The sequence below is a fragment of the Spirosoma panaciterrae DSM 21099 genome, assembly GCF_000374025.1.
Classification (GTDB): domain Bacteria; phylum Bacteroidota; class Bacteroidia; order Cytophagales; family Spirosomataceae; genus Spirosoma; species Spirosoma panaciterrae.
This window is the reverse complement of sequence record NZ_KB893174.1, coordinates 73,557-97,746: the sequence shown is the minus strand read 5'-3', so window position 1 is coordinate 97,746 and position 24,190 is coordinate 73,557. Positions and strand designations below refer to the sequence as shown.

General features: G+C 51.9%; 12 protein-coding genes. All 12 read left to right on the top strand.

What is annotated here, in order from left to right; translation table 11 throughout:
* Positions 1-51 precede the first annotated feature (51 nt).
* Positions 52-3,393 carry a TonB-dependent receptor gene (locus B153_RS0106040; protein ID WP_020595787.1) on the top strand — a complete coding sequence of 1,114 codons (3,342 nt, stop codon included), beginning with the start codon at positions 52-54 and terminating at the stop codon, positions 3,391-3,393.
* A 27-nt stretch (positions 3,394-3,420) separates the two neighbouring features.
* On the top strand, positions 3,421-5,292 hold the full coding sequence (locus B153_RS0106035; RefSeq protein WP_020595786.1) for a RagB/SusD family nutrient uptake outer membrane protein: 1,872 nt from the start codon (positions 3,421-3,423) through the stop codon (positions 5,290-5,292).
* Positions 5,293-5,465: 173 nt separating this feature from the next.
* The gene (locus B153_RS0106030) at positions 5,466-6,980 is read left to right on the top strand and encodes a 3-keto-disaccharide hydrolase (protein ID WP_020595785.1); all 1,515 of its coding nucleotides are present in this window, start codon (positions 5,466-5,468) and stop codon (positions 6,978-6,980) included.
* A gap of 99 nt (positions 6,981-7,079) precedes the next feature.
* Positions 7,080-8,780 carry a hypothetical protein gene (locus tag B153_RS0106025; RefSeq protein ID WP_020595784.1) on the top strand — a complete coding sequence of 567 codons (1,701 nt, stop codon included), beginning with the start codon at positions 7,080-7,082 and terminating at the stop codon, positions 8,778-8,780.
* A 5-nt stretch (positions 8,781-8,785) separates the two neighbouring features.
* Positions 8,786-10,378 carry a glycoside hydrolase family 28 protein gene (locus tag B153_RS0106020; protein ID WP_020595783.1) on the top strand — a complete coding sequence of 531 codons (1,593 nt, stop codon included), beginning with the start codon at positions 8,786-8,788 and terminating at the stop codon, positions 10,376-10,378.
* A gap of 187 nt (positions 10,379-10,565) precedes the next feature.
* Positions 10,566-12,896: a GH92 family glycosyl hydrolase gene (locus tag B153_RS0106015; protein ID WP_020595782.1), complete on the top strand. Its 2,331-nt coding sequence runs from the start codon at positions 10,566-10,568 to the stop codon at positions 12,894-12,896.
* A gap of 32 nt (positions 12,897-12,928) precedes the next feature.
* Positions 12,929-14,518, top strand: a complete 1,590-nt coding sequence (locus B153_RS0106010) for an arylsulfatase (RefSeq protein WP_026261938.1) — start codon at positions 12,929-12,931, stop codon at positions 14,516-14,518.
* A 24-nt stretch (positions 14,519-14,542) separates the two neighbouring features.
* Positions 14,543-16,018 carry an alkaline phosphatase D family protein gene (locus B153_RS0106005; protein WP_020595780.1) on the top strand — a complete coding sequence of 492 codons (1,476 nt, stop codon included), beginning with the start codon at positions 14,543-14,545 and terminating at the stop codon, positions 16,016-16,018.
* A 27-nt stretch (positions 16,019-16,045) separates the two neighbouring features.
* Entirely contained in the window at positions 16,046-17,566 is a 1,521-nt protein-coding gene (locus B153_RS0106000) for an alpha/beta hydrolase-fold protein (protein ID WP_020595779.1), read from the top strand.
* 151 nt (positions 17,567-17,717) lie between these two features.
* Positions 17,718-19,724 (top strand): NPCBM/NEW2 domain-containing protein, encoded by a 2,007-nt coding sequence (locus B153_RS0105995; RefSeq protein ID WP_020595778.1) that lies wholly within the window; start codon positions 17,718-17,720, stop codon positions 19,722-19,724.
* Between the two features lie 14 nt (positions 19,725-19,738).
* A complete protein-coding gene (locus tag B153_RS0105990) occupies positions 19,739-21,985 on the top strand; it encodes a DUF7133 domain-containing protein (protein WP_020595777.1) in 2,247 nt (748 codons plus the stop codon).
* A gap of 191 nt (positions 21,986-22,176) precedes the next feature.
* The gene (locus B153_RS0105985) at positions 22,177-24,183 is read left to right on the top strand and encodes an NPCBM/NEW2 domain-containing protein (protein WP_020595776.1); all 2,007 of its coding nucleotides are present in this window, start codon (positions 22,177-22,179) and stop codon (positions 24,181-24,183) included.
* The last annotated feature ends 7 nt before the right edge of the window (positions 24,184-24,190 follow it).

Sequence of the window (24,190 nt, the reverse complement as noted above, 5' to 3'; positions counted from 1 at the left end):
TTGATTTGTAACTGTATTTACTCCTACCCCCAATAAACCCGTGTATAACCTATGAAAAATTATGTACAATTATTTAGGGTTCCTCCCAGATTGTTTCAGGTCTTTCTGACTCAGTTAGTTCTTTCAATGCTCTTCTTTGGTATATCCGTGGCTCATGATGGCTATGGCCAGGAATTACTGAATAAGCGAATCAGCTTAAAAGTTGAGAACCAGTCTATTAAAAAAGTACTTAGCGAAATCGAAAAATCAGCCGAGATCCGCTTTATTTATAGTTCAAGCCTCATTCGTTCTGAACGTAAAATAACGCTCAATCTCGATAACACGACGTTAGGAACGATCCTGGAAAGTTTGCTTAAACCTTTGCAACTGGACTATAGAGTTTTAGGCAAACAAATTGTATTGAATCGATCTGAACCTAAAACGAGCCTTATTCCGCAACAACCGTCTGGTATATCCGTCGACAATGCGGCTGATATACCCCTAAAAGGAAGTGTCAGAGATGAAAAAGGTGAGCCAATTGTTGGGGCCAGTGTGATCGTGAAAGGCTCAACGAGAGGCACAACAACCGATTCGGATGGTAAATTTTCGCTTTCAGTTGCCGACAAAAGTGCAGCGTTGATTATTAGCTTTATTGGCTATGAAACTCAAAGTATTGAGGTAGGCAATCGGACCTTGTTTGATATTGTCTTAAAGAACGATTTAAAACAACTGACCGAAATTGTTGTCGTTGGTTACGGCGAAATCAAAAAAACGGATTTGACAGGGGCCGTCGCGTCGATCCAGTCGAAAGATATTGTTCGGGCCAATCCGGTTGTAGCAGCGCGTGCTATTCAGGGTCAGGTAGCCGGTGCTACCGTAACCAAATCAAGTAATAAACCCGGTGCCGGGTATAGCATTACCATACGGGGCGAAAACACGATCAACAACTCGACAGAACCACTCGTAGTCATTGACGGACTGATTGGAGGAGACTTGAATAACCTCAACCCCAACGACATTCAGTCGATGGACGTCCTGAAAGATGCCTCATCCACAGCTATTTACGGAGCCAGAGGAGCCAACGGCGTGGTGATCGTTACGACCAAAAAAGGATTATCTGGAAAGCCCCGCGTGAGTTACGACAGCTATATAGGCGTAAAGACGCCTGCCCACATTCCACGGCTGATGAATGCCCAGGAATTTTACAAAGCGACGTATACCGACCGGGTTCTGGAAGGCGCTACAGGAGCCACATTTACGGCTGCCGAACTGGACAATATCAAAAGTGGGCGTACTACCGATTGGGTGGCTCTGATTACGCATCCCGCCCTCCAGACAAGCCAGAATCTGAGCGTATCGGGGGGGAGTGAAAAAACAACCTATCGCTTTTCGGGCGGGTATCTGAACGAAAACGGAAACGTACTCTACACGGGGTTTAAGCGATACAATCTGAACGCGGGTCTGGATAGTAAACTGGGCGAACGGGTGAAAGTCGGATTCACCTCCTATCTTACCTATAGCAACCAGGACGTGGGGTCTCAAGAGTCGCTGCGAGGAGCCTACCGCGCTCGCCCGACCGGAACAGTTTATTTTTCGGACCTGGCCAACCCTTCTGAAAATTCAGATTTTAACATCGACGGCTATGCCTACTGGATGGGCATCAATGACAAACAGGTTCCCAATCCACTGGTGGATGTCGAACCCGCCAATTCCAAATTACAAACGACGATCCTCAATGCCCTGGGCAATGCCTATGCGGAAGTATCAATTGTGAAAGGATTAACCTTCCGGTCGTCACTTTCCGCATCGTATAGCGCCACTAAAATTGGTGATTTCCGTGGTCAATGGTCAAAATCGCAAATCGGTTCTAAACCCAGAGCACAGTATGACAACCGGACGATGGGTAATTACACACTCGACAACATCGTCAATTATAACCTGGAACTAGGGAAGCATAAACTAACCGTAACAGGCTTGCAGAGCGCATTTTATCAGCGCAATGAAACCTATACGATTGCAGCCAAAGACCTACCTTATGTGTCGGACTGGTATGCCTTGTCGACAGGAACCGTTACGTCCTATGCCAGTTCCCTTACCGAGCGGTCGCTGCTCTCGTTTATGGGACGGATCAACTATACCTTCAACGACAAGTATTTACTGACCGTAACGGGCCGTTCGGATGGTGCGTCACAACTGGCCGAAGGCAATAAGTGGGCGTTTTTTCCATCCGTAGCGCTGGGCTGGCGTTTGGGTGATGAACCATTCATCAGTAACCTTAATGTCTTTTCGAATTTGAAAATGCGGGTGAGCTATGGCCAGGTAGGGAACTCGACGGTAGCCCCTTACAGCACCCAGGCCAGTCTGATCAACACAGGCTATGATTTTGATGGCACGGCGGCTTATGGCTTTGCACCCGCCAATCTGGCCAATAAAAACCTGAAATGGGAACGTAGTAAAGAGTTCAATCTGGGGATCGACTTTGGCTTTTTCAAAAACCGAATTGCAGCCTCGCTCGAACTTTACCACCGCAAAACGGTCGACCTGATCCTCAATCAAAAAATCCCGACCGTTACAGGCTTTAATCAGGTAGTGACCAACGTGGGCGTCATCGAAAACAAGGGGATCGAACTGACGCTCAACACCGTAAACATCAATAAGCAGAACTTCAACTGGAACAGCACCTTTGCTTTCACCCTGAACCGGAATAAACTGTTGTCGTTGTATGGCGATGGACAAACCGTTGATAAAGGGAACAAACTTTTTGTGGGCTATCCGATCAAGTCCAATTTTGACTACCAGTTTGCGGGCATCTGGCAAACGGCCGACAAAGATCTGGCCCTGAAATACAAGCAAGAGCCAGGTTCGGTACGGGTAGTTGACCAGAACAACGATGGACAGATTTCTTCGACCGATGCCATCGACGACCGGGTTATTTTAGGCACGCAGCTCCCCAACTGGATTCTGGGCGTAACCAACCGATTCAAATACAGGAATTTCGATTTTTCGTTCTTTACCTACTATCGAAACGGAGTCCAGTATAACAACAGCACCCTGTCGGGAACCTTCGGGGAAATGAACAATACCCGATACAATAAACTGGCTTCCCTCGATTACTGGCGCAGCGATAACCCCTCAAATACGTATTTTGGCGTAGTAGCGGCCAACCCGTACCGGAGCGCCATCAACTATCAGGATGCCAGTTTCCTGCGCATCTCGGATATCACCCTTGGCTTCACACTGCCCAGAACGTTGGTCGATCGCTGGAAAATCTCGAACGCCCGTATTTATACGCAAGTGTTGAACCCAATTGTCGTTACCAAATTCACAGGTTTTGATCCCGAATTCAATTCAGCCATTTATCAGGACGACGTTCCTTCGGCAGTCTATACACTGGGCGTAAACTTCAGTTTCTAACCTTGTACTTAATCTTCGAATAGAGCGATGAAATCATTAATCAATAAACGGTTTACCTCTTTCGCCCTTGCCCTGGTGTGTACAATTCTGGCAGGTTGCAAAGAGGACTTTCTGGACGAAAAACCCGTCACCACCCTAACAACCGACGTATATTATGCTACGGAAGCCGGATTTGAAGATTTGGTCCGATCCTGTTATCCGTTACTCCGAAATATCCATCAGGCCCGGACACTGGTGCTGAACGGTACCGATATTTTCTCGCAATCGGGTTTTAGCGACCCCAAATTCGCTACGCTCTCCACCAGCCCGCTGGAACATTACGACGTTCGGTTGAATGCGAGCCTGGCCGATTTACAAACCCTCTGGACGCTACTCTACGCCGAGATTGCCCGGACGAACACGGTTTTAAGTCGGGCCGATGGAATTACGACAATGGCCCAGGCGACCAAAGACGCCCGAATTGGTGAAGCAAAATTCCTGCGTGCCTTATGCTATTTCTACCTGGTTCAGCAGTGGGGTGATGTGCCTATGCCCTTAACCGAACAAACTACCGCCAGTAAAGAAGCAAAACGGGCAGCATCAGCCGATATTTACAAACAGATTCTTAGCGACTTACTGGATGCCGAAACCAAACTCCCCGTAACAGCATCGAACTACGGACGGGCAACGAAAGGAGCCGCTCAGTTTTTGCTGGCCCGTGTGTATCTAACCCGTGGCTGGAACTTCAAAAATGCACTGGGCGGTACAGCCGCTGATTTTGACCTGGCCCTGCAGTATGCCGATAAGATCATCGATGCCTATCCATTGGCAGCTACCTATAGCGCACTGTTCCCACAACATTCGGAGAATCCGCTGAAGCAATACACAGGGACTCAGAATGATAAAAATGCAGAGATTGTCTTTGCCGTACAATACAACCCCGACGTACTGACCAATAAAACCGATCCCTCCTTTACCCAGGATGCCGCTGGGGGCAGTAACCTCCATTCGGTGTTCGGTGGCAGTGGCGAAGGCTATCCGGGTACGAAAGGCAGGACGTCCGACTACAATCGGCATCAGCCCTTCCACGTCACCAATCCCGCTGCCTATCGTTTCTTCGACCCAGACAACGACTCTCGTTACGACTGGAACTTCGTTGAAGTCGGATATGCTTTGCAGGCTGTAGCGGGCTTCAAACCCCTGCCTACGACTAACGCAAACCTCAAAGTCGATATTAAGGCTGGTGACACGGTGGTATATTTCCGCCCCTGGAACAAACCTGCCCTGACGCTGGCCGAACGGGGTGTCGATTATGGCGGCAAAAAGAACTATTCGGTTGTCAACCTCGAAGAATACGGGGGTGGTTACGGGTTTATCAACGGTAGTGCGGTAAACGTCAGTGGTTTCCCCGGCGACTATCCCATGATGTGGAAATTCTGGCAACCGGGTATTCCGTATGGCGATGCCTATGGTACACTCAACGAAATCATTTTCCGGTCGGCCGAAGCGTATTTAATTGCTGCTGAAGCCATTGTAAAAGGAGCGAAAAACGGGAAACTGGGCACTGCTGATGTGTATTACAACAAAGTACTGGATCGGGCTTTAACCAAAAAAGGAATCGATCCTCAGTGTGCCAAATCACCGGAGAACCTGAAATCGCTGGAAACGGTTTCGTACCGGGCTACTCCTGCCAACATCAGTATCGACCTGATTCTGGACGAACGCGCCCGCGAACTGATGGGCGAATACAATCGCTGGTTCGATCTGAAGCGGACGGGAAAACTGGTCGAACGGGTCAAAAAATACAACCCCTGGGCCGCTAAAAGTGCGTCTATCACCGACAAACATTATCTACGACCTATTCCGCAGGGCGAAATTGACTTATCGTATCCGCCAATGACCCAAAACGAAGGGTACTAGGCAGCCGTCTTATCGTATTGTCCCCAGAGGTACAGAGCCTATGTAAAAGGTTGGTTGAGTGTCATAGCTCTGGACCTCTGTGGACGATACCCTTCACTCAGTTCCCCCACTCAAATCTTCCTAAATCAGACAATTCCCTATCCATCTGATTTCAATCCGCTTTTGCGTGCACAATGACGATTCGGAAGGGCTGGAATAAGTTATTCGAAATCCAGCCGTCACGAATGATTCAGAAAGGGGAAGAGCAGGCTTCTTCTTCCCCTTTTTTGCTCTACCTTTTGCAACTGTCATTTTTTACCGTCCGTGTAATCACTATGCTGAAGCATCGTCTGCTTATTTTTCTGTGTATACTTTCTGCCATACCTGGCTTTGGGCAGGCCAAGTGGAAAGCCCTGTTTAATGGAACAGACCTCAACGGCTGGGTCAAACGCAATGGCAATGCCGAATACAAGATCATCGACAAAACGATTGTTGGTGTATCCCAGCTTAACACGCCCAATACATTCCTGTGCACCGAAGAAACCTACGGGGATTTTGTGCTCGAAATGGACGTTAAAGTCGAAAAGGGACTTAATTCGGGCATTCAAATCCGCAGCCTCAGCGAGCCCAGCGTAAACAACGGGCGTGTACACGGCTATCAGGTCGAGATCGACCCCGGCAACCGGGCCTGGAGCGGGGGCGTTTACGACGAAGCCCGCAGCGGCTGGTTGTATCCGCTGTCGATCAACCCGAAAGGACAAAAAGCCTTCAAAAGCGGGGATTGGAACCGCTACCATATCGAAGCCATTGGTCCTCACCTCAAAACCTGGATCAACGGCATACCCTGCGCCGATGTGTGGGACAACCAGACGGCTCGCGGGTTCATCGCACTACAGGTACACCAGATTAAACGGCCCGAACAGAATGGCCTGACGGTTCAGTGGCGAAACATCCGAATTGCTACCGAAAATCTGCAAAGCGCTGTATTGAAAGGTGGCGACGACATTCAGGAGGTTAGTTACCTGCAAAATCAGTTGACCGAACGCGAGAAAAAACTTGGCTGGAAACTTTTGTGGGACGGCAAAACGGCGACGGGCTGGAAACTGGCCAATGCCGATAACTTCCCTACGGCTGGCTGGGCGATGCAGGACGGCGTACTGAAAGTATTGGGGTCTAAAAAAGACAGTGTCCGTAAAGGCGGTGACATCGAAACCGTCCGGGAGTTTGCCAATTTTGAACTGGAACTCGACTTTAAGCTCACAACCGGAGCCAATAGCGGGATAAAATATTTTGTGGTCGATGACCCGAAAAAGCGCCCTGGCACCGGAGCAGGCCCTGAATATCAGATTCTGGACGACAAAGTACATCCTGATGCCAAAGAAGGCGTCAACGGGAACCGCACGACGGGTTCACTTTATGACCTCATTACGGCTGAAAATCTTTCGGAAGGTGGCACCGACAAGCGCATGAATGTGCCTGGCAAGTGGAACAAGCTGCGCATTGTAGCGAAGGACGGCCATGTGGAGCATTGGCTCAATAACCTCAAAATGGTGGAGTATGATCGGCATTCTCAGATCTTTCGGAATCTGGTGGCCAAGAGTAAATACAACACCTACCCCAACTTCGCGCAGGCCCCAGCCGGGCATATCCTCCTGCAGGATCACGGCGATGAGGTGCAGTTTCGGAGTATCAAGATTAGAGAGTTGTAACATTTTTGTCATCCCGACGCAGGAGGGATCTCATTACTGAATACCATCGAAAGGCTTGAGATCCCTCCTGCGTCGGGATGACAAAAAAGCGCGTATTTCATGAATCGACGAAATTTTATAGCTGGTAGTACAGCCTCACTGATCATCACGCCCATGCTGGGTTTCAAGGGCTTTGCTCGTACAGGACCAACTAAACCAGCCTGGCTTCTCGACTGGGTTCGCATCAATGACCAGCAACTGGCGAATTACAAACCGCTGAAAGTGACGGACCCAGCCAATCGATTTGTGGGTGGGTATATGAACGACTCCGAGATGCCCAACCCGCATACAACCAGTGGGTTCCTGATGAAGGCCAGTATGTTGTTCGCTACGCCCGAATCGACTCATTATGGCTCAAAAGAACTGGTACAGGAAATTGAAGCTGCGGCCCGCGCCCTGCTGACCATGCAGCACGACGACGGTACAATCGACTTGCTGGACACCAATTTTCACTCGACACCCGACACGGCTTTCGTACTGGAGAATATTGTTCCGACTTACAAGTTTCTAAAACCCTTCAAGGGGACAGAGTCTGCGACCGAAGCGATTAAAACATTTCTGACAAAAGCTGGAAATGCACTGAGTGTCGGGGGCATTCATACGCCCAATCACCGCTGGGTGGTGTCGGCAGCACTGACTAAACTCAACGAACTATTCCCCGACCCGCGCTATATCAACCGTATTCATCAGTGGTTGGCCGAGCACATCGACCTTGATCCCGATGGACAGTTCAATGAAAAAAGTACCAATACGTACTCGCCCATTGTGGACCGTTCGCTAATTATTATGGCCCGTGGGCTGAACAAACCAGAACTGTTTGAACCCGTCCGACGAAACCTGATGATGACACTCTATTACGTACATCCGAATGGCGAAGTCGTAACGGAGGCATCCAACCGACAGGATAAGGGCACTATCGGTAACATGTCGCGGTACTACTACTGCTATCGGTATATGGCTCTGCGCGACAACAACGGCGAAATGGCCGCCATGTGCCGCCTAATCGAACAAACCTGCCCGAAGGAGCAACTGGCGGGCTACCTCGATTATTTTCTGGAAGACCCCATGCTCTGGAAAGACCTGCCCGCCAGCAAACCGCTGCCCACCAGCTATGCGAAAGCTTTCCCGTATTCGGGCCTGGTACGCATCCGGCGCGGCAACTGGGACAGCACTCTCCTATCCAACAATGCCACCTGGCTTACCTTCCACAAGGGCAACGCGGTGTTGCAGGGTATGCGCGTGGCGGCTTCGTTTTTCGGAAAAGGGCAATTCCAGACCGAAAAAATTGAGCAGGAAGGCAATAGCTGGATTCTCCGCAAATCGCTGGAAGGCCCTTATTACCAACCCCATGCTGCCGATAAAATTGCCGCCGACGGGGATTGGAATAAAATGCCCCGCGAAGGCCGTCAACAAAGTGAAGTGCAGAAACTCGATACAACGGTCAGGGTCACCGAAACAACCAACGGCCTGGACATCGACATCAGCCTTACCGGCACTGACCATGTTCCGGTTGCTCTGGAACTGATTTTCCGACCCGGCGGAACCCTGTCGGGCGTAGTCAAGTACCCGAAAAAAGACAATGCCTACCTGCTTTCGGGTGAGTCTGCTTCCTATACAGTTGGCCCCGATACCATCCAGTTCGGCCCCGGCAAAGCTGAGCATAAGGGGGTTCAGTTGCGGGGAGCTTTACCGGCAATGGACGCACCCACGGTTTACCTGACGGGTTATACGCCCTTTACCCACCGCATTCATTTGAGCTAGCTTCTATGAAATCTCATTCTCTATTACTACTCGCTTTTTTGCTGTATGCCTTCAACGGTTTTGGCCAGCGCAAAGACTACCGGATCACCGCTTACGGGGCCGTAGCTGATGGCGAGACCAACAACGCGGCTGCTATCCAGAAACTCATCGATAAGGTTTCGGCAACGGGCGGTGGCCGTGTAATTGTACCCGCCGGGAATTTCATGACGGGTTCTCTTTATCTTAAATCCGGTGTCGAACTGCATATCGAGAAAGGCGGGCGACTGCTGGGCTCGCCCAAACGCAACGACTACAGCAATAAACCCAGTCGGCCAGCCCTGATTTCGGCCCTAAACCAAACCAATGTAGCCATTATGGGCAAGGGCGTCATTGATGGGCAGGGGCAGGAACTGATGCTCGATATTTTTAGGCTGCTGCGCAGTGGCGAGATGAAACAGGACACAATATGGCGGGTAAAACGCCCTAACGACCGGGTGTTTCTGGTGTTTATGCTGGGTTGTAGGGACGTCAGGATTTCAGGGATCAGCCTCAAAAATTCGTCGGAATGGGTGCAGGATTATCGCCAGTGTACCAACGTGACCATCGACCGGATTACTGTTCAAAGCACCGCCTACTGGAACAACGACGGACTCGACATTACCGACAGCCGGAACGTTCGGATAACCAACTGCTTCATTAATGCATCCGACGATGCCATTTGCCTGAAATCAGAAGACCCAGCCGCTATATGCGAAAATATCACCATCGACAGTTGCATTCTTCGGTCTAGTGCCAACGGGTTTAAGCTGGGAACGGCCTCACACGGTGGTTTTCGGAATATTAAAGTCCGCAACCTGACCGTTTTTGATACCTACCGTTCGGCCATTGCGCTGGAGTCGGTCGATGGGGGCGTACTCGAAGGCATCGACATCCAGTACGTCAACGCCAAAAATACTGGCAACGCCATTTTTATCCGCCGTGGCCACCGCAACAATACGGCGAAGGTGGGTACGCTAAAAGGCGTATACATCGCGCACGTTACGGTCGAAACACCCCTCCACAAACCCGACCAGGGCTACCCGATTGAAGGTCCACCCGACCACCTGCGCCCCGGCGAAGACAAGATGCCCAAGCGCCCGTCCAGCTTCCATATTTACGGGCATCCGTGGTTGCCTTATAACCTGATTCCCTCGTCCATTGTCGGTGTACCCGGTTACCCGGTTCAGGATGTCGTACTCGAAGACATCGCCATTAGTTATGGTGGGCGGGCCAACAAATCCATTGCCCAGATTCCGCTCGACAAGGTTACGTCGGTGCCCGAAAACGAAGCCAATTACCCCGATTTTTCGATGTTTGGCGAATTACCCGCCTGGGGGTTTTACATGCGTCATGCCGAGGGTATTCAATTTAAAAATGTACGATTGCGCTACGTAGACGAAGATTTCCGCCCAGCTTTAGTCTTTGATGATGTACGAAATACAACCCTAACGGATGTACAGATTCCAACGGCCAAAGAGATGCCTGTTGTTCTGCTGAACAACACCAGCAACATTACGACTCAGCATCTGAAACTACCTGTCGATGAGGCTAAAGGAGTACAGAAGACGAGTTATCATTGAGAGGCAATTTAGACTTCCTGAAATTGAGCCATATCAAGTATATTTTTTGTCATTGCGACGAAGGAGCAATCTTCGGCTACGCATAAAAAATGATCTATTCCGAAGATTGCTCCTTCGTCGCAATGACAAAAACGCCTGTAACACAAAAGTTTAAACAGGTTTTGAGCCAAGGAATGCAACTGCCGCTATGAACATTGTTTCCCATTATATAACCCTCTGCCTTACCGGACTGGCGCTACAGGTGAACGCCCAAAAGCAGCCCGTCGATCTGGTGAATCCGATTGTCGATGCGGCCAACTCGCGCTGGTTCTTTTTCAACTCGGCCAGTCGCCCGTTTGGTATGGTCAACCTCAGCCCCGACAATGCCGTTAATGCCGACTGGGGCGCGGGCTACCGCTACCACCTCGACAGCATCAAGTGCTTTAGCCACGTTCACGGCTGGCAATTGTCGGGCGTACCTGTACTCCCAACAACCGGGCCTTTCAATGGCCATCTGGGAGCCGACCAATACGGGTCACGGTTTTCGCATGATAAAGAGATTATCAAAGCGGGTTATCACAAAGTTGTTCTGGATGCCTACAACATCACCTCTGAACTGACGTCGACCACCCGCGTTGGCTTCCATAAATACACCTTCCCAGCCTCCGACCAAAGCCATATCCTGTTCGACTTTAGCACGTTTCTGGGGCCGTCGGATACCCAAAAAGGTCTCGTCAAAAAGGTCAGCAATCAGGAGATTGAAGGCTACGCCATCATGGCCCCCACCGTTCGTCGACCCAAAATTCTACCCGTTTATTTTGTAGCCGTTTTCGACAAACCCTTCGACTCGTTCAATGGCTGGCGAAAAGGCCAACTCGAAAAGGTAGACAACCAGATTGAAGGTGAACGCATCGGCGCGTATGTCAGCTTCAAGACCAAAACGGGCGAGGTACGGAAGATGAAAGTCGCTATTTCATACGTCAGCGAAGAGCAGGCCCGGTTGAACCTCAAAACTGAACTACCGCACTGGGATTTTGACAAAACGGTACAGGACAGCCGCACCGACTGGAACAACTGGCTCAGCCGGATAGAAGTTGAAGGTGGTTCCGACACCGTCCGCAGCCGCTTTTACACCGATCTGTGGCACGCCCTGCAAGGTCGCCGGATTATCTCTGACGTCAACGGCAAGTATTCGGACATGACTGGCCCCGAACGCCGAATCCGCCAGATTCCACTGGATGCTAACGGTAAGCCCAAATTCAACCACCACAACTCCGACTCGTTTTGGGGAGCGCAATGGACGATTAATACGCTCTGGCATCTGGTTTACCCGGAGGTAACGGAGTCGTTTGTCAATTCGATGGTGATGATGTATCAGGATGGCGGGCTGATTCCGCGTGGACCTGCGGGGGGCAACTACACCTACGTCATGACCGGGGCCGCAACGACGCCCTTCATCGTGAGCGCCTATCTGAAAGGCATCCGGGGCTTCGACATTGAAAAAGCCTACGAGGGTCTACGCAAGAATCACTTCCCCGGCGGCATGATGAGCAAGGCTGGTTATGAGCACAATACCTTCAAAGGCGGTGGCATCGAATACTATATCGAACGGGGCTATATCCCGCATCCGCTCAGCAAAACCCGCTACGGTTTCCACCAGGACGGCTCCACTCAAACGCTGGAATACGCCTACCAGGACTACACCCTGGCGCAGATGGCCAAAGCCCTGGGCAAAACCGACGATTATACCCTGTTTATGAAGCGGTCGGAGAACTACAAAAACATCTGGAATCCCGACATTGGCTGGATGTGGAACCGCACTCTCGACGGCAAATGGGCTGAACCTGTGGACATTCTGCGCTACGACAACGGTTGGGAAGAGGGCAACGCGGCTCAATACACCTGGTTTGTACCGCACGATGTGCCGGGCTTAATCAAGCTGATGGGGAGCAAAGAGGCCTTTACCGCCAAGCTGAACAGTTCGTTTGAGAAAGCCCGTAACCATGATTTCGTATCGGGCAAATCGCACGACAAAGAGACACAGGAGCAATACCGCCGGGTGTTCCTCAACTACGGCAATCAGCCCAGCATTCAAACGGCCCACCTCTTCAACTACGCGGGTTCGCCCTGGCTAACCCAATACTGGACCCGGCAAATCATCGACAAGGTGTACAGCGGTATCTCGCCCGACTTTGGCTATAGTGGCGACGAAGATCAGGGACTCATGGGCAGTCTGGCCGTATTGCTCAAAACGGGCATTTTCTCGACCAACGGTGGCACATCGCCGGAGCCGTATTATGAACTGAGCAGCCCGATTTTCAACAAAATTACATTCAGGCTCAACCCGAAGTATTACAAAGGCAAGCAGTTTGTAATTGAGACTACCAACAACTCAACCGGCAACGTCTACATCCAATCGGCCACGCTGAACGGTAAAGCGCACAACAGCCCCTGGGTGAAACACGAAACGGTTGTCAACGGTGGTAAGCTAACGCTTCAGATGGGTCCGCAACCGAATAAGGCATGGGGCGGTCAGTAAACTAGCTGCTGGTGAGGTCAACGCGATAAAACATGAAACGCATTCTTAACAACCGACTCACAGTGGTCTCCCTATTTATTGGGTTACTGATACTGAGCACTCTCCTTTCCTTTCAACCCCGGAAAGTCGCCGAGCAACGACCCAATATGATCTTCATTCTGGCCGACGATATGGGGTTTTCGGATATAGGTTGCTATGGGGGTGAAGTCAGCACGCCCAATCTGGATCAGTTGGCGGCCAACGGCATCAAGCTCCGTAGCTTTTACAACAACGCCCGCTGCTGTCCCACGCGTGCATCCTTGCTTACGGGGCAATACCCACACACAGCCGGGATGGGCCAAATGGTGACGATGCCCAACGTGCCCATTCAGCCGGGAAGTTATCAGGGTTTTCTGGACGAGCGTTACCCAACCATTGCCGAACGGCTGAAACCGGCGGGCTACAGCACCTACATAGTCGGCAAGTGGCATGTGGGCGAGCGTCGGCAGCATTGGCCGTTGACTCGCGGCTTCGACCGCTACTTTGGGCTGATTTCCGGGGCATCGAGCTATTACGAAATCATCCCTGCCGAAAAAGGGAAGCGATTTATCGTTGAAGACGACAAAGAGTTTACCCCACCTACCGACGGTTTTTACATGACCGACGCCTTTACCGACCACGCCATAAATTACCTAAACGAGCAAAAGCAACAACGAGCCGACAATCCTTTTTTTCTGTATGTGGCCTACACGGCTCCGCACTTCCCGCTTCATGCCTACGAGTCCGATGTTGCCAAGTATGAAAAGCTGTATGCACAAGGCTGGGATGTGATTCGGGCCAACCGTTATAAACGGATGCAAAAACTGGGCTATGCCGACAAACGCTATCCGCTTACGCCACGCCCAGCCGATATCCCCGACTGGAACAGCGTGACCGACAAAGCCCAATGGGTTCGTAAGATGGCGGTATATGCGGCCATGATCGACCGGATGGATCAAAACATTGGCCGACTGATTAAAACCCTGAAAGCCAACGGGCAGTACGAAAATACGCTCATCGTGTTTATGTCAGACAATGGTAGCTCGAACGAAAATGTAGAGGGTCGCAAACTCAACGACCCCAACAAGAAAATTGGCGAGAAAGGCTCATACGTTACCTACGATACGCCCTGGGCCAACGTCTCGAACACGCCCTTCCGAAAATATAAACGCTTTGTTCACGAGGGAGGGATGATTACGCCCTGCATCATGCAATGGCCACGCGGCATCCGCCCTCAGGCTGGCTACGTCGAAGGTATCGGGCACATCATGGACCTGGTGCCGACCAGCCTTGAACTGGCAGGCTTATCGAATAAGGAGTTGCCGGGAAAAAGTTTGTCGTACCTCTGGGGTAAAAACAGAGCCGTTTCGCGCACCTATTGCTGGGAACACGAAGGCAACAAAGCTATTCGGAAAGCGGACTGGAAGCTGGAGAAAGACACCGAAGATGCTGATTGGGAACTTTACAACCTGAAAGCCGACCCCTGCGAAATGACCAATCTGGCCCAGAAACAACCGCAGTTAGCAGCCGAACTACGAGCCGAGTACGACCGTTGGGCCCAACAGGTTGGCGTTCGGGAACGTCCCGCTGGTAAAAGTGAATAAAGACTATCAAGACATTCCTGAACCATGAACCTAACTCACCCTTCACCCGAAAGCCGCCGTTCCTTCGTCAGGAAGAGTGCCTCGCTGGCTCTGAGTGCAGCTTCCGTTTCTGATTGGCTCTTTCAAGCGACCGAAACCGCTGCGTATCAGGCAATGGGCACGCGGGTGGGCGATGTTACCGACCATTCGGCCATTGTCTGGACACGGCTCACAGCCAACAAAACCCGCAACAATGCGGGCGTGGTAATTCCCGGTAGGGCACAGAACTATAAAGACGGCAACCTGCCTGAAGTCAAAGTGCCGGTAGAGCAGTTAGAAGGAGCCTGCCCTGGTGCCAGTGGTTTTGTAAGGCTTCGTTACGGTACGGATGCCGCATTGGTCAAGGCCAAAACAACCGATTGGGCCAGCGTAGCCGAAAGCACCGATTTTATCCATCAATTTTCATTAAACGACTTAAAACCAGGCACTACCTACTACTACGCCAGCGAATCGACCGCACAAAAGGGCAAACAACCCATTACAACGGCAAACGGCAAATTCAGAACCGCCCCCCTACCCGACTCGACCCGTGAGGTACGTTTCTGCCTGATGACCTGCCAGGGCTACCCCGACCGCGACCATAAAGACGGCCACAACATTTACCCAGCCATGCAGGCCCTTAACCCCGATTTTGCCTGCCTTACCGGCGATCTGGTTTATTACGACAACGATATGCCACGGGCCTATACCCCCCGGTTGGCCCGCTACCACTGGGAGCGTATGTTCAGCCTGCCCCGGCTGGTCGAATTCAACCGCCATGTGGGCACGTACTGGCTCAAAGACGATCACGACACGCTCGACAACGATTCCAGCCCCGGCGGCACAATGGGCGAATTTACCTTTGCCGAAGGCCAGCGCATTTTTCACCAGCAAGCCCCCATGACCGCCGGCCTTAGCTACCGGACAGTCCGTTGGGGCAAAGACCTGCAAATTTGGCTGACCGATGGCCGGGATTTCCGCTCCGACAACGACATGCCCGATGGCCCCGACAAAACCATCTGGGGGAACGAACAAAAAGCCTGGTTCAGGAAAACCGTGAGTGAGAGCACGGCCACCTGGAAAATCCTAATTAGCCCGACACCGCTGGTTGGCCCCGATCGTGGCAAGAAAAACGACAACCACGCCAACACCGGCTTTACGCACGAGGGCGACGAAATCCGAAACTGGCTGAAAGCGAATGTACCGGACAATTTCTTTGTCATTTGCGGAGATCGTCACTGGCAATATCATTCGGTACACCCTAAAACCGGCCTGCACGAATTCAGCATTGGCCCAGCCAGCGACGAACACGCAAGCGGCTCCCCCGGCGAAGACAAAGCCTATCACCACTTTCATCTGGTCAAAGGTGGTTTTATGTCGGTGGATGTTAAGCGGCTCGGAGGCAAAAGCCAGATTACGTTTCATCACCACGATGTCATGGGCAAAATTGTGTACGAATGGCAAACCGAACGCTCCGTTTGATGACAATATCTTTTACCCACTACAACCATGAAAAATAAACAATTCACCTTTTTGCTGCTTGCCTGCTGGCTGGTCGCAAACGGCATACAGGCTCAGATTCCAGTGTCCTGGAAAGTCCGGGTTTCGGTCGCTCCGGCCCTCCGGCAGTCATTTCTGAAAGGTGGGCGGTTGCTGCTACACGTGACCAAACAGAAGGAACGCGAGCCCCGCACCCGCTCCGAAATTACAGTGGGCATTACCCCACAAAACTGGGATGGCAACAACGCCTTTTTGCTGGATACGCAAGCCAAAGAAGCCCTGTCGGTGGGTCTGGATAAGCTGGGCGAAAACCCGTCGGGTATGTATTATTTCCAGGTTGGCTACAAGCAGAACCCCGACGATGCTCAGGAAAATGTACCGGGGAATCTGTACAGCAACATCGACTCCGTACAGTTTTCGGCCAACGTCAGCCTGAACCTGACGCTCAACACCCTGATTCCGCCCTGGACCATCGTCAGCAATAAGTTTGTTAAAACCGTCGAAATCAAAAGTCAATTGCTCTCGGCATTTTCGGGTCGGCCGCGTTACCTGAAAGCGGCTGTGCTCCTACCATCGGGCTACTTCGACAATCCGGGCAAAACCTATCCCATTTGCTACCGGATTCCGGGTCTGAACGGGCGCTACACGGCAGTGAATACGGTGTTGGGTAACAAGGAGTTTGCCGACTGGTGGTTTAGCAAAACGGCTCCGCAGGTGATTTACGTTTTTCTGGATTCGCAGGGCCCGTATGGCGACACCTACCAGGTCGATTCGGAGAATAACGGGCCTTGTGGTCGGGCGTTGACCGAAGAACTGATTCCCGAAATTGAACGACAAGTTGGCTACAAATCCGCGTCAAAAATGCGCTTCCTGACGGGCAATTCGACGGGCGGTTGGGTATCACTGGGCTTACAGGTTTTCTATCCCGACTTTTTTGATGGCACCTGGTCGTACAGCCCCGACCCGGTCGATTTTGAACATTACGGGCTTATCAACATCTACGAAGACAAAACCATTTTCTACAATCGGTACGGCTACTTACAACCCGGTCGCCGGACGATTTACGGGGAGCCAACGTTCTCGATGAAAGACTGGATTGCGGGCGAGAATCTGGCTAGTCGCACGGGCAATTACCTCATTTCGGGCGGGCAGTTTGGGGCCTACAATGCCGTTTTCGGGCCAAAAGGAAAGGATGGCCTGCCCTCCCTGATGTTCGACCCGGTTACGGGTGAGATTGACCACACCATTGCCAAACAGTGGGAAAAGTACGACCTCAAAAAGGTGTTGGAACACAACTGGACCACCCTCGGCCCGAAATTACAGGGCAAAATCTATATCTGGATGGGCGACATGGACGGCCTGTATTCCAACGTAGCTACCCGGTTCCTGCAAAAGTTTCTCGACAAAACCGAAAATCCAAAGTCCGACGCGACCGTCCGGTTTACGGCCATGGCGGGGCATGGGCAGGAATGGAGCGACAAAGCCGTATTGACGATGATTGCTGAACGAGTTGCACAGAAAATAAAATGAAGCCTTGACCTTTTCCGTGGTCCGTGTCCTCATAGACTTTTCTTTTCCGTGGTCTGTGAGGACACAGACCACCGACCGAGATGAAATATGTGGTCTGTGAGGACACAGACCACGGAAATAGATGATTACTGAACGAGTTTCTGGTAAATAAATGAAGCGTTTAACCCAACTTTTACTGGCAGGAATCTGCGGACTGACCTCAGCCACCTACGCGCAGCAAACCCGCGCCATCTGGCTGGATGAGATCAACATCAAATCCTTTTCGGAGGGCATTCCGGCAGTATTGGGCAAAACCAACGCGGCTGGCGATTCCATGCTGATTAAGGGACACTATTTTACGCATGGTGTGGGGGTCAACGCCACCAGCATTCTGGCGTTTTTTCTGGACGGCAAGGCTACGGAGTTCTCAGCTCTGGTTGGGGTCGACGATAAAGGCAACCGCGACCTGCCGCATACGTTCTACGTCATCGGCGACCGTAAAATACTGTTCGACAGTGGCGAAATGCGCCTGGGCGATGCCCCCAAACCTGTGAAGGTGAACCTGACGGGCATCAAACGACTCGGCCTGCTCGTGAAAGTAGACGATGCGGGTCGGACCAAAGTGTATTCTAACTGGGCCAACGCGCAACTGCTGATGCTCGACAACCACCTGCCCCAAAACATTCCCAACACTGACGAACGGTATATTCTGACGCCAACGCCCCCGAAAACGCCCCGCATCAACTCGCCCGGCATTTTCGGAGCCAGACCCGGCAATCCGTTCCTGTACACCATTGCCGCCACCGGCGACCGCCCCATGACGTTTTCGGCTAAGGGTTTGCCCAAGGGACTATCGCTGGATAGTAAAACGGGCCGAATTACGGGCAGCCTACCCCAACGCGGCACGTATCAGGCAACCGTTACGGCTAAAAACGCGCTCGGCACCGCGACCAAAATCCTGAAAATCAAGATTGGTGATACCATTTCACTGACGCCCCCCATCGGCTGGAATGGCTGGAATTCGTGGGCGCGCAACATCGATCAGGAAAAAGTGATAGCCTCCGCTGATGCGCTCGTGAAGATGGGCCTGCGTGACCACGGCTGGACCTACATCAACATCGACGATGCCTGGCAGGGCAAACGCGGAGGGCCGCTCAACGCCATTCAGCCGAATGAGAAATTTCCGCGTTTCAAGGAAATGGTAGACTACATTCACGCCCTGGGGCTGAAAACCGGCATCTACTCTACGCCCATGATTACCAGTTACGCCGGTTACGTGGGGGGCTCGTCGGATTTTGAAGATGGGCATATTACCGACGAGATTATTGCCAACAAACGGTCGTATCGGTACGTGGGCAAATACCGATTTGAGGCAAACGACGCTAAGCAGTTTGCCGAGTGGGGCATCGACTACCTCAAATACGACTGGCGCATCGAAGTGCCCTCTACCGAACGTATGGCGGTGGCGCTCAGGCAGTCGGGACGGGATATTCACTACAGTATTTCCAATTCAGCCCCTTTTACCAACGTCCGGGACTGGGCGCGGCTCACCAACAGCTACCGCACCGGCCCCGACATTCGCGATAGCTGGAACTCGCTGTTTGTGTCGGCTTTCACGCTCGACAAATGGGCACCCTTTGGCGGCCCCGGCCACTGGAACGACCCCGATATGATGATCGTCGGCAACGTAACCACCGGAACGCAACTACACCCCACCCGCCTGACACCCGACGAACAATACAGCCACGTGAGTTTGTTTAGCTTACTGGCTGCTCCCTTATTGATCGGCTGCCCGATTGAACAACTCGATCCGTTTACGCTGAACCTGCTCACCAACGACGAGGTCATTGCCATCGACCAGGACCCACTCGGTAAGTCAGCCCGGCTGGTGCAGGAAACCGACGGGGTGCAGATTTGGCTGAAACCACTCGAAGACGGTTCCTATGCCGTGGGGCTGTTCAATGTCGGTGACTTTGGCAAAACGCCCAAATCGTATTTTCGGTGGGGTGATGAAACGGAAAAAACATTCACGTTTGACTTTACTAAAGTTGGTCTTCATGGCCGTTTTAATCTACGGGATGTGTGGCGACAAAAAGACCTTGGTAACTTTACGGGAGCATTCAAAACGGCTATCCGCCATCATGGGTTGGTGATGCTCCGAATGTTTCCGGGCAAATAAAATCAAAAACAAACATGGCTAAAAGACCATTCAAATTAGCTATTACTGTACTCGTAGTGCTTGCTGCCTTCATGGCAGGGTTTCAAAACCTATCGCTCAACGAACCTAGATTTTCACTCAACGACTATCAGGTTGAAGAGGGCTTCAAATTGAGTTTAATTGCTTCGGAGCCGTTACTGAACGCGCCCGTAAGCATGGATTTCGACAACAAAGGCCGGATGTGGGTGGTCGAAATGATTGGCTATATGCCCAATCTGGAAGGCATCGGCGAGGAGGAGCCCAACGGCCGGATCGTTATTCTGGAAGACCGCAACAAGGATGGCGTGGCCGACCAGGCTAAAATCTTTTTAGATAAACTCGTACTACCAAGAGGGTTGGCGCATGTCTACGGCGGGTTGTTATACGTAGATGGGCCCAAACTCTGGTTTGTCGAAATCGTCAACGATAAACCCGGCAAGAAAACCCTGGTTGATCCGGTCTATGCCGAAGGGGGCAATGTCGAACATTCGTCCAACGGCCTGATGATGAACGTCGACAACTGGATTTACAATGCCAATTATAATTTCCGGTATCAGCGCCGAAACGGTAAATGGATTAAAGAACCAACTACCGACCGGGGGCAGTGGGGCGTCACCCACGACAACTTTGGGCGGCTCTACTACAACAACAATTCGACCAACCTACAGGGCGATTTTGTGCTGCCGAACAAGGTCATTCAGAATAAGTATTTCAAGCCTCTCGCTGCCGAGCATCAGCGTTTAGGCAACAACCGAGTGTACCCAATCCACCAGACGTCGGTCAATCGGGGTTATCAACCGGGCGTTCTGGATGAGAAAGGGCTACTGAAAGATGTGACAGCAGCCTGTGGCCCCTTGGTGTATCGGGGTGGTGCTTTCCCCGAAGCGTACAATCTAAATGCGTTTGTCTGCGTCCCCGAAGCCAACCTGATTAAACGAAACGTGCTGGAATTTAAACCGTTTCAGACCAGTGCCCGTCAGGCTGTACCGAACAAAGAGTTTATAGCCTCTACCGACGAAGGGTTCCGCCCTGTAAATCTGTTTGTTGGGCCGGACGGGGCCATGTATGTGGTCGATATGCACCGGGGTATCATTCAGCACAAAGCCTATATTTCGCAGTACCTGACCGAGCAGCTTGCCAACAAAAAACTGGATACCTTACAACATGCCGGGCGCATTCTGAAAGTGACCAGCACTACTGCAAAAGCAACTCCCGTACCCGACTTATCGAAGGCGACCACCAAAGACCTTGTGACTTTACTCAGTAGTCCAAACGGCTGGTTACGAGACCGTTCGCAGCAACTGCTGATTCAGCGAAAAGACCTTACGATTGTCAATCAACTGATTACGCTGGCCAAAGGCAAGAATGAGTTTTTAACGGCTATTCACGCGCTTTATGTACTCGACGGACTCAACGCCCTGACGTTTGAACGCCTGAATAACATCATCGCCGAATCGAAGCAGCCCGAAACCATCGCCCATGCCGTAGGGCTTTTGGAGCGTTTTGCTACAAAAGAGCGGGTAGCCAGCATGAAAGCGATTGCGGACAACTTGACTGCGCAAAACAACGAAACGATTGATCTCTATCTGGCGGCTTCGTTAACAGGCTGGCTCAACCTGTCCGACGCTACGTTCATGCCCATCTTATCGGCCATTGAGAAAAAATACGCGACGCAACGCGTTGTTCAGGAGGCCATTACCAGCGCACTCGATGGAAAAGAAGAACAATATCTGGCCTCAATGAACCCATCCGACCTGCTGAAAAACAGCCTGACAAATACCATCGGCAAGCGACAACGGAAAGAGATGAACTCCATTTATGTTGTCGAAAAGAATGAGGTCGATAACCGGACAAGGGGCCTAAAACTGTTCAGGACCATTTGTGCAACCTGCCACGGTGCCGACGGCAAAGGCATTCAGGATTTAGCGCCCCCCCTCAAAGGCTCTGAATACATCGACGGCTCCATGAAGCGGCTGGCTGCAATCATTTTACACGGGGTTAGCGGACCGATTCATGTGGACGGGAAATTATATCAACTGAATAACGAAATGCCCGCGCTGCTCAACAATAAGGACATTAGCGACCAGGACATTGCCGACATCATCCGATTTACGCAGAACGCTTTTGCCAAACAGGGGAAAGGTATTTCGAACAATGATGTCAAAAAGATGAGAGACAAAAAACCGGCCGGCAGTGGTGTTTTCACCGAAAAACAACTGCTGGAAACTGACTTTGAAAACTAAGTGTACGACCTCACCCCCAGCCCCTCTCCTGGTTTCAGGAGAGGGGTGCTTACTAGACTAACTAATCACCTCAAAGCGCCCTTTAATTAAGCAAGGCTGGCGTTGTCAACTCCCCTCTCCTGGTTTCAGGAGAGGAGCCGGGGGTGAGGTTACTGACACGATTCCTAAACCCAAACGATAACTTTTACCAAATGCCTAAGCCCTTTACTGTCTTCCTTTTCCTTTTACTACTTACAAACAGCACTTTTGCCCAAACCACCAACACCGTTTGGCTGGACGATCTGGAAATTCAGACCTACTCCGAGGGCCTTCGCCCGGTGAAAGCCAAACACAACTACCAGGATGATACCCTACGGACCAAAGGCGTCAGGTATTCGCGGGGATTAGGTGCCCAATCGCCCTGCGTACTGGCGTTTGCGCTGAATAAACAGGCCAAACGGTTCACAGCCCTGGTTGGCCCCGACGATATGGGCAATAAAGATATTGCGCTGACTTTCTACGTCCTGGGCGATGGTAAGGTGCTTTTTGAAAGCCGGGAAATGAGTATAGGCGACGCTCCCGTACCCGTCGACGTCGATCTGACAGGCATTCAACGGCTTGGGTTGCTGGTCACCGATAAAGTGGGCGGGGTCGGCAACAAGCGGACGTACTGCAACTGGATTGATGCGCGGCTGGAGATGCTCGGCAGCGCCATGCCCGAACACATCCAGAATCCCGATAAGCCCTACCTGCTGACGCCAGCCCCGAAGCCAACCCCCAAAATCAACTCGGCCAAAGTGATCGGCGTTACGCCCGGCAACCCATTCCTGTATTACATCGCGGCCACCGGCAAGCGACCCATGACCTATTCCGCCGATCCGCTACCGGCGGGCCTCTCGCTCGATCCTAAAACAGGCATCATCACGGGCAAAGTCGTCCAACGCGGCACCTATCCCGTAACACTTACCGCGAAAAATGCACTGGGGACCGCCACCCAAAAACTAACCATCAAAATTGGTGATACCATCGCCCTGACGCCCCCCATTGGCTGGAACGGCTGGAATTCCTGGGAGGCCCATATTGACCGCGAAAAGGTGATTGCCTCCGCCGATGCGATGGTCAAAAAAGGACTGCGCGATCATGGCTGGGTGTACATCAACATCGACGATGCCTGGCAGGGCAAGCGGGGCGGAACGCTCAACGCCCTGCAACCCAATGCCAAATTTCCCCGCTTCAAAGAAATGGTCGATTACATCCACTCGCTGGGCCTCAAAGCAGGGCTTTATTCCACGCCGTACATCTCGAGTTATGGCGGTTACGTAGGGGCTTCGTCGGATTCGGCACAGGGCGGAGAAACCCACGAGACCATCATGGTGAATCGTCGGGCGTTCAATCACATCGGCAAGTATCGGTTCGAGACTGAAGACGCCAAACAAATGGCCGAATGGGGTTTCGACTTCCTGAAATACGACTGGCGTATCGACGTGAACTCAACCGAGCGCATGTCGACCGCCCTGAAGCAGTCGGGCCGGGATATTGTCTTTAGCCTATCCAACAACGCCCCGTTCGAGAAAGTGACGGATTGGGCACGGTTGTCGCAACTCTACCGAACCGGCCCCGACATCAAAGACAGTTGGACGAGCCTCTACTGGACTTCCTTCACGCTGGACAAATGGGCACCCTACACCGGCCCCGGCCATTGGGGTGACCCCGACATGATGATTCTGGGCAAAGTGTCTATCGGCCCGGTCATGCACGACACTCGTCTGACGCCCGACGAACAATACAGCCACGTGAGTATTTTCAGTTTGCTACCGGCCCCTATGCTCATTGGTTGCCCCCTGGAACAGTTGGACGACTTCACGCTGAACCTGCTCACCAACGACGAGGTCATTGCCATCAACCAGGACCCGCTGGGCAAAGCGGCCCGGCTGAAACACCAGCAAAACGGCGTCGAAATCTGGGTAAAACCGTTGGAAGATGGCTCCTATGCGGTCGGCCTGTTCAACACAGCGGACTACGGCAAAACCCCGGCATCCTATTTTCATTGGGACAATGAAAAACCCAACGCCTATACCTTCGACTTCGCCAGCATCGGTCTGAAAGGCAAGTACAAGCTCCGCGATGTCTGGCGGCAAAAGGACCTCGGCACCTTCGATGGCTCGTTTAAAACCGAGATTTGGCATCACGGGGTAGTGCTGTTACGGATAGCGAAATAAACCGCTG

Excerpts from the sequence above, each read along its gene's own strand:
- B153_RS0105995 (WP_020595778.1), top strand. The coding sequence starts at position 17,718 with ATGAAGCGTTTAACCCAACTTTTACTGGCAGGAATCTGCGGACTGACC.
- B153_RS0106030 (WP_020595785.1), top strand. The coding sequence starts at position 5,466 with ATGACGATTCGGAAGGGCTGGAATAAGTTATTCGAAATCCAGCCGTCA.
- B153_RS0106025 (WP_020595784.1), top strand. The coding sequence starts at position 7,080 with ATGAATCGACGAAATTTTATAGCTGGTAGTACAGCCTCACTGATCATC.
- B153_RS0106035 (WP_020595786.1), top strand. The coding sequence starts at position 3,421 with ATGAAATCATTAATCAATAAACGGTTTACCTCTTTCGCCCTTGCCCTG.
- B153_RS0105985 (WP_020595776.1), top strand. The coding sequence starts at position 22,177 with ATGCCTAAGCCCTTTACTGTCTTCCTTTTCCTTTTACTACTTACAAAC.
- B153_RS0106000 (WP_020595779.1), top strand. The coding sequence starts at position 16,046 with ATGAAAAATAAACAATTCACCTTTTTGCTGCTTGCCTGCTGGCTGGTC.
- B153_RS0106020 (WP_020595783.1), top strand. The coding sequence starts at position 8,786 with ATGAAATCTCATTCTCTATTACTACTCGCTTTTTTGCTGTATGCCTTC.
- B153_RS0106040 (WP_020595787.1), top strand. The coding sequence starts at position 52 with ATGAAAAATTATGTACAATTATTTAGGGTTCCTCCCAGATTGTTTCAG.
- B153_RS0105990 (WP_020595777.1), top strand. The coding sequence starts at position 19,739 with ATGGCTAAAAGACCATTCAAATTAGCTATTACTGTACTCGTAGTGCTT.
- B153_RS0106010 (WP_026261938.1), top strand. The coding sequence starts at position 12,929 with ATGAAACGCATTCTTAACAACCGACTCACAGTGGTCTCCCTATTTATT.
- B153_RS0106015 (WP_020595782.1), top strand. The coding sequence starts at position 10,566 with ATGAACATTGTTTCCCATTATATAACCCTCTGCCTTACCGGACTGGCG.
- B153_RS0106005 (WP_020595780.1), top strand. The coding sequence starts at position 14,543 with ATGAACCTAACTCACCCTTCACCCGAAAGCCGCCGTTCCTTCGTCAGG.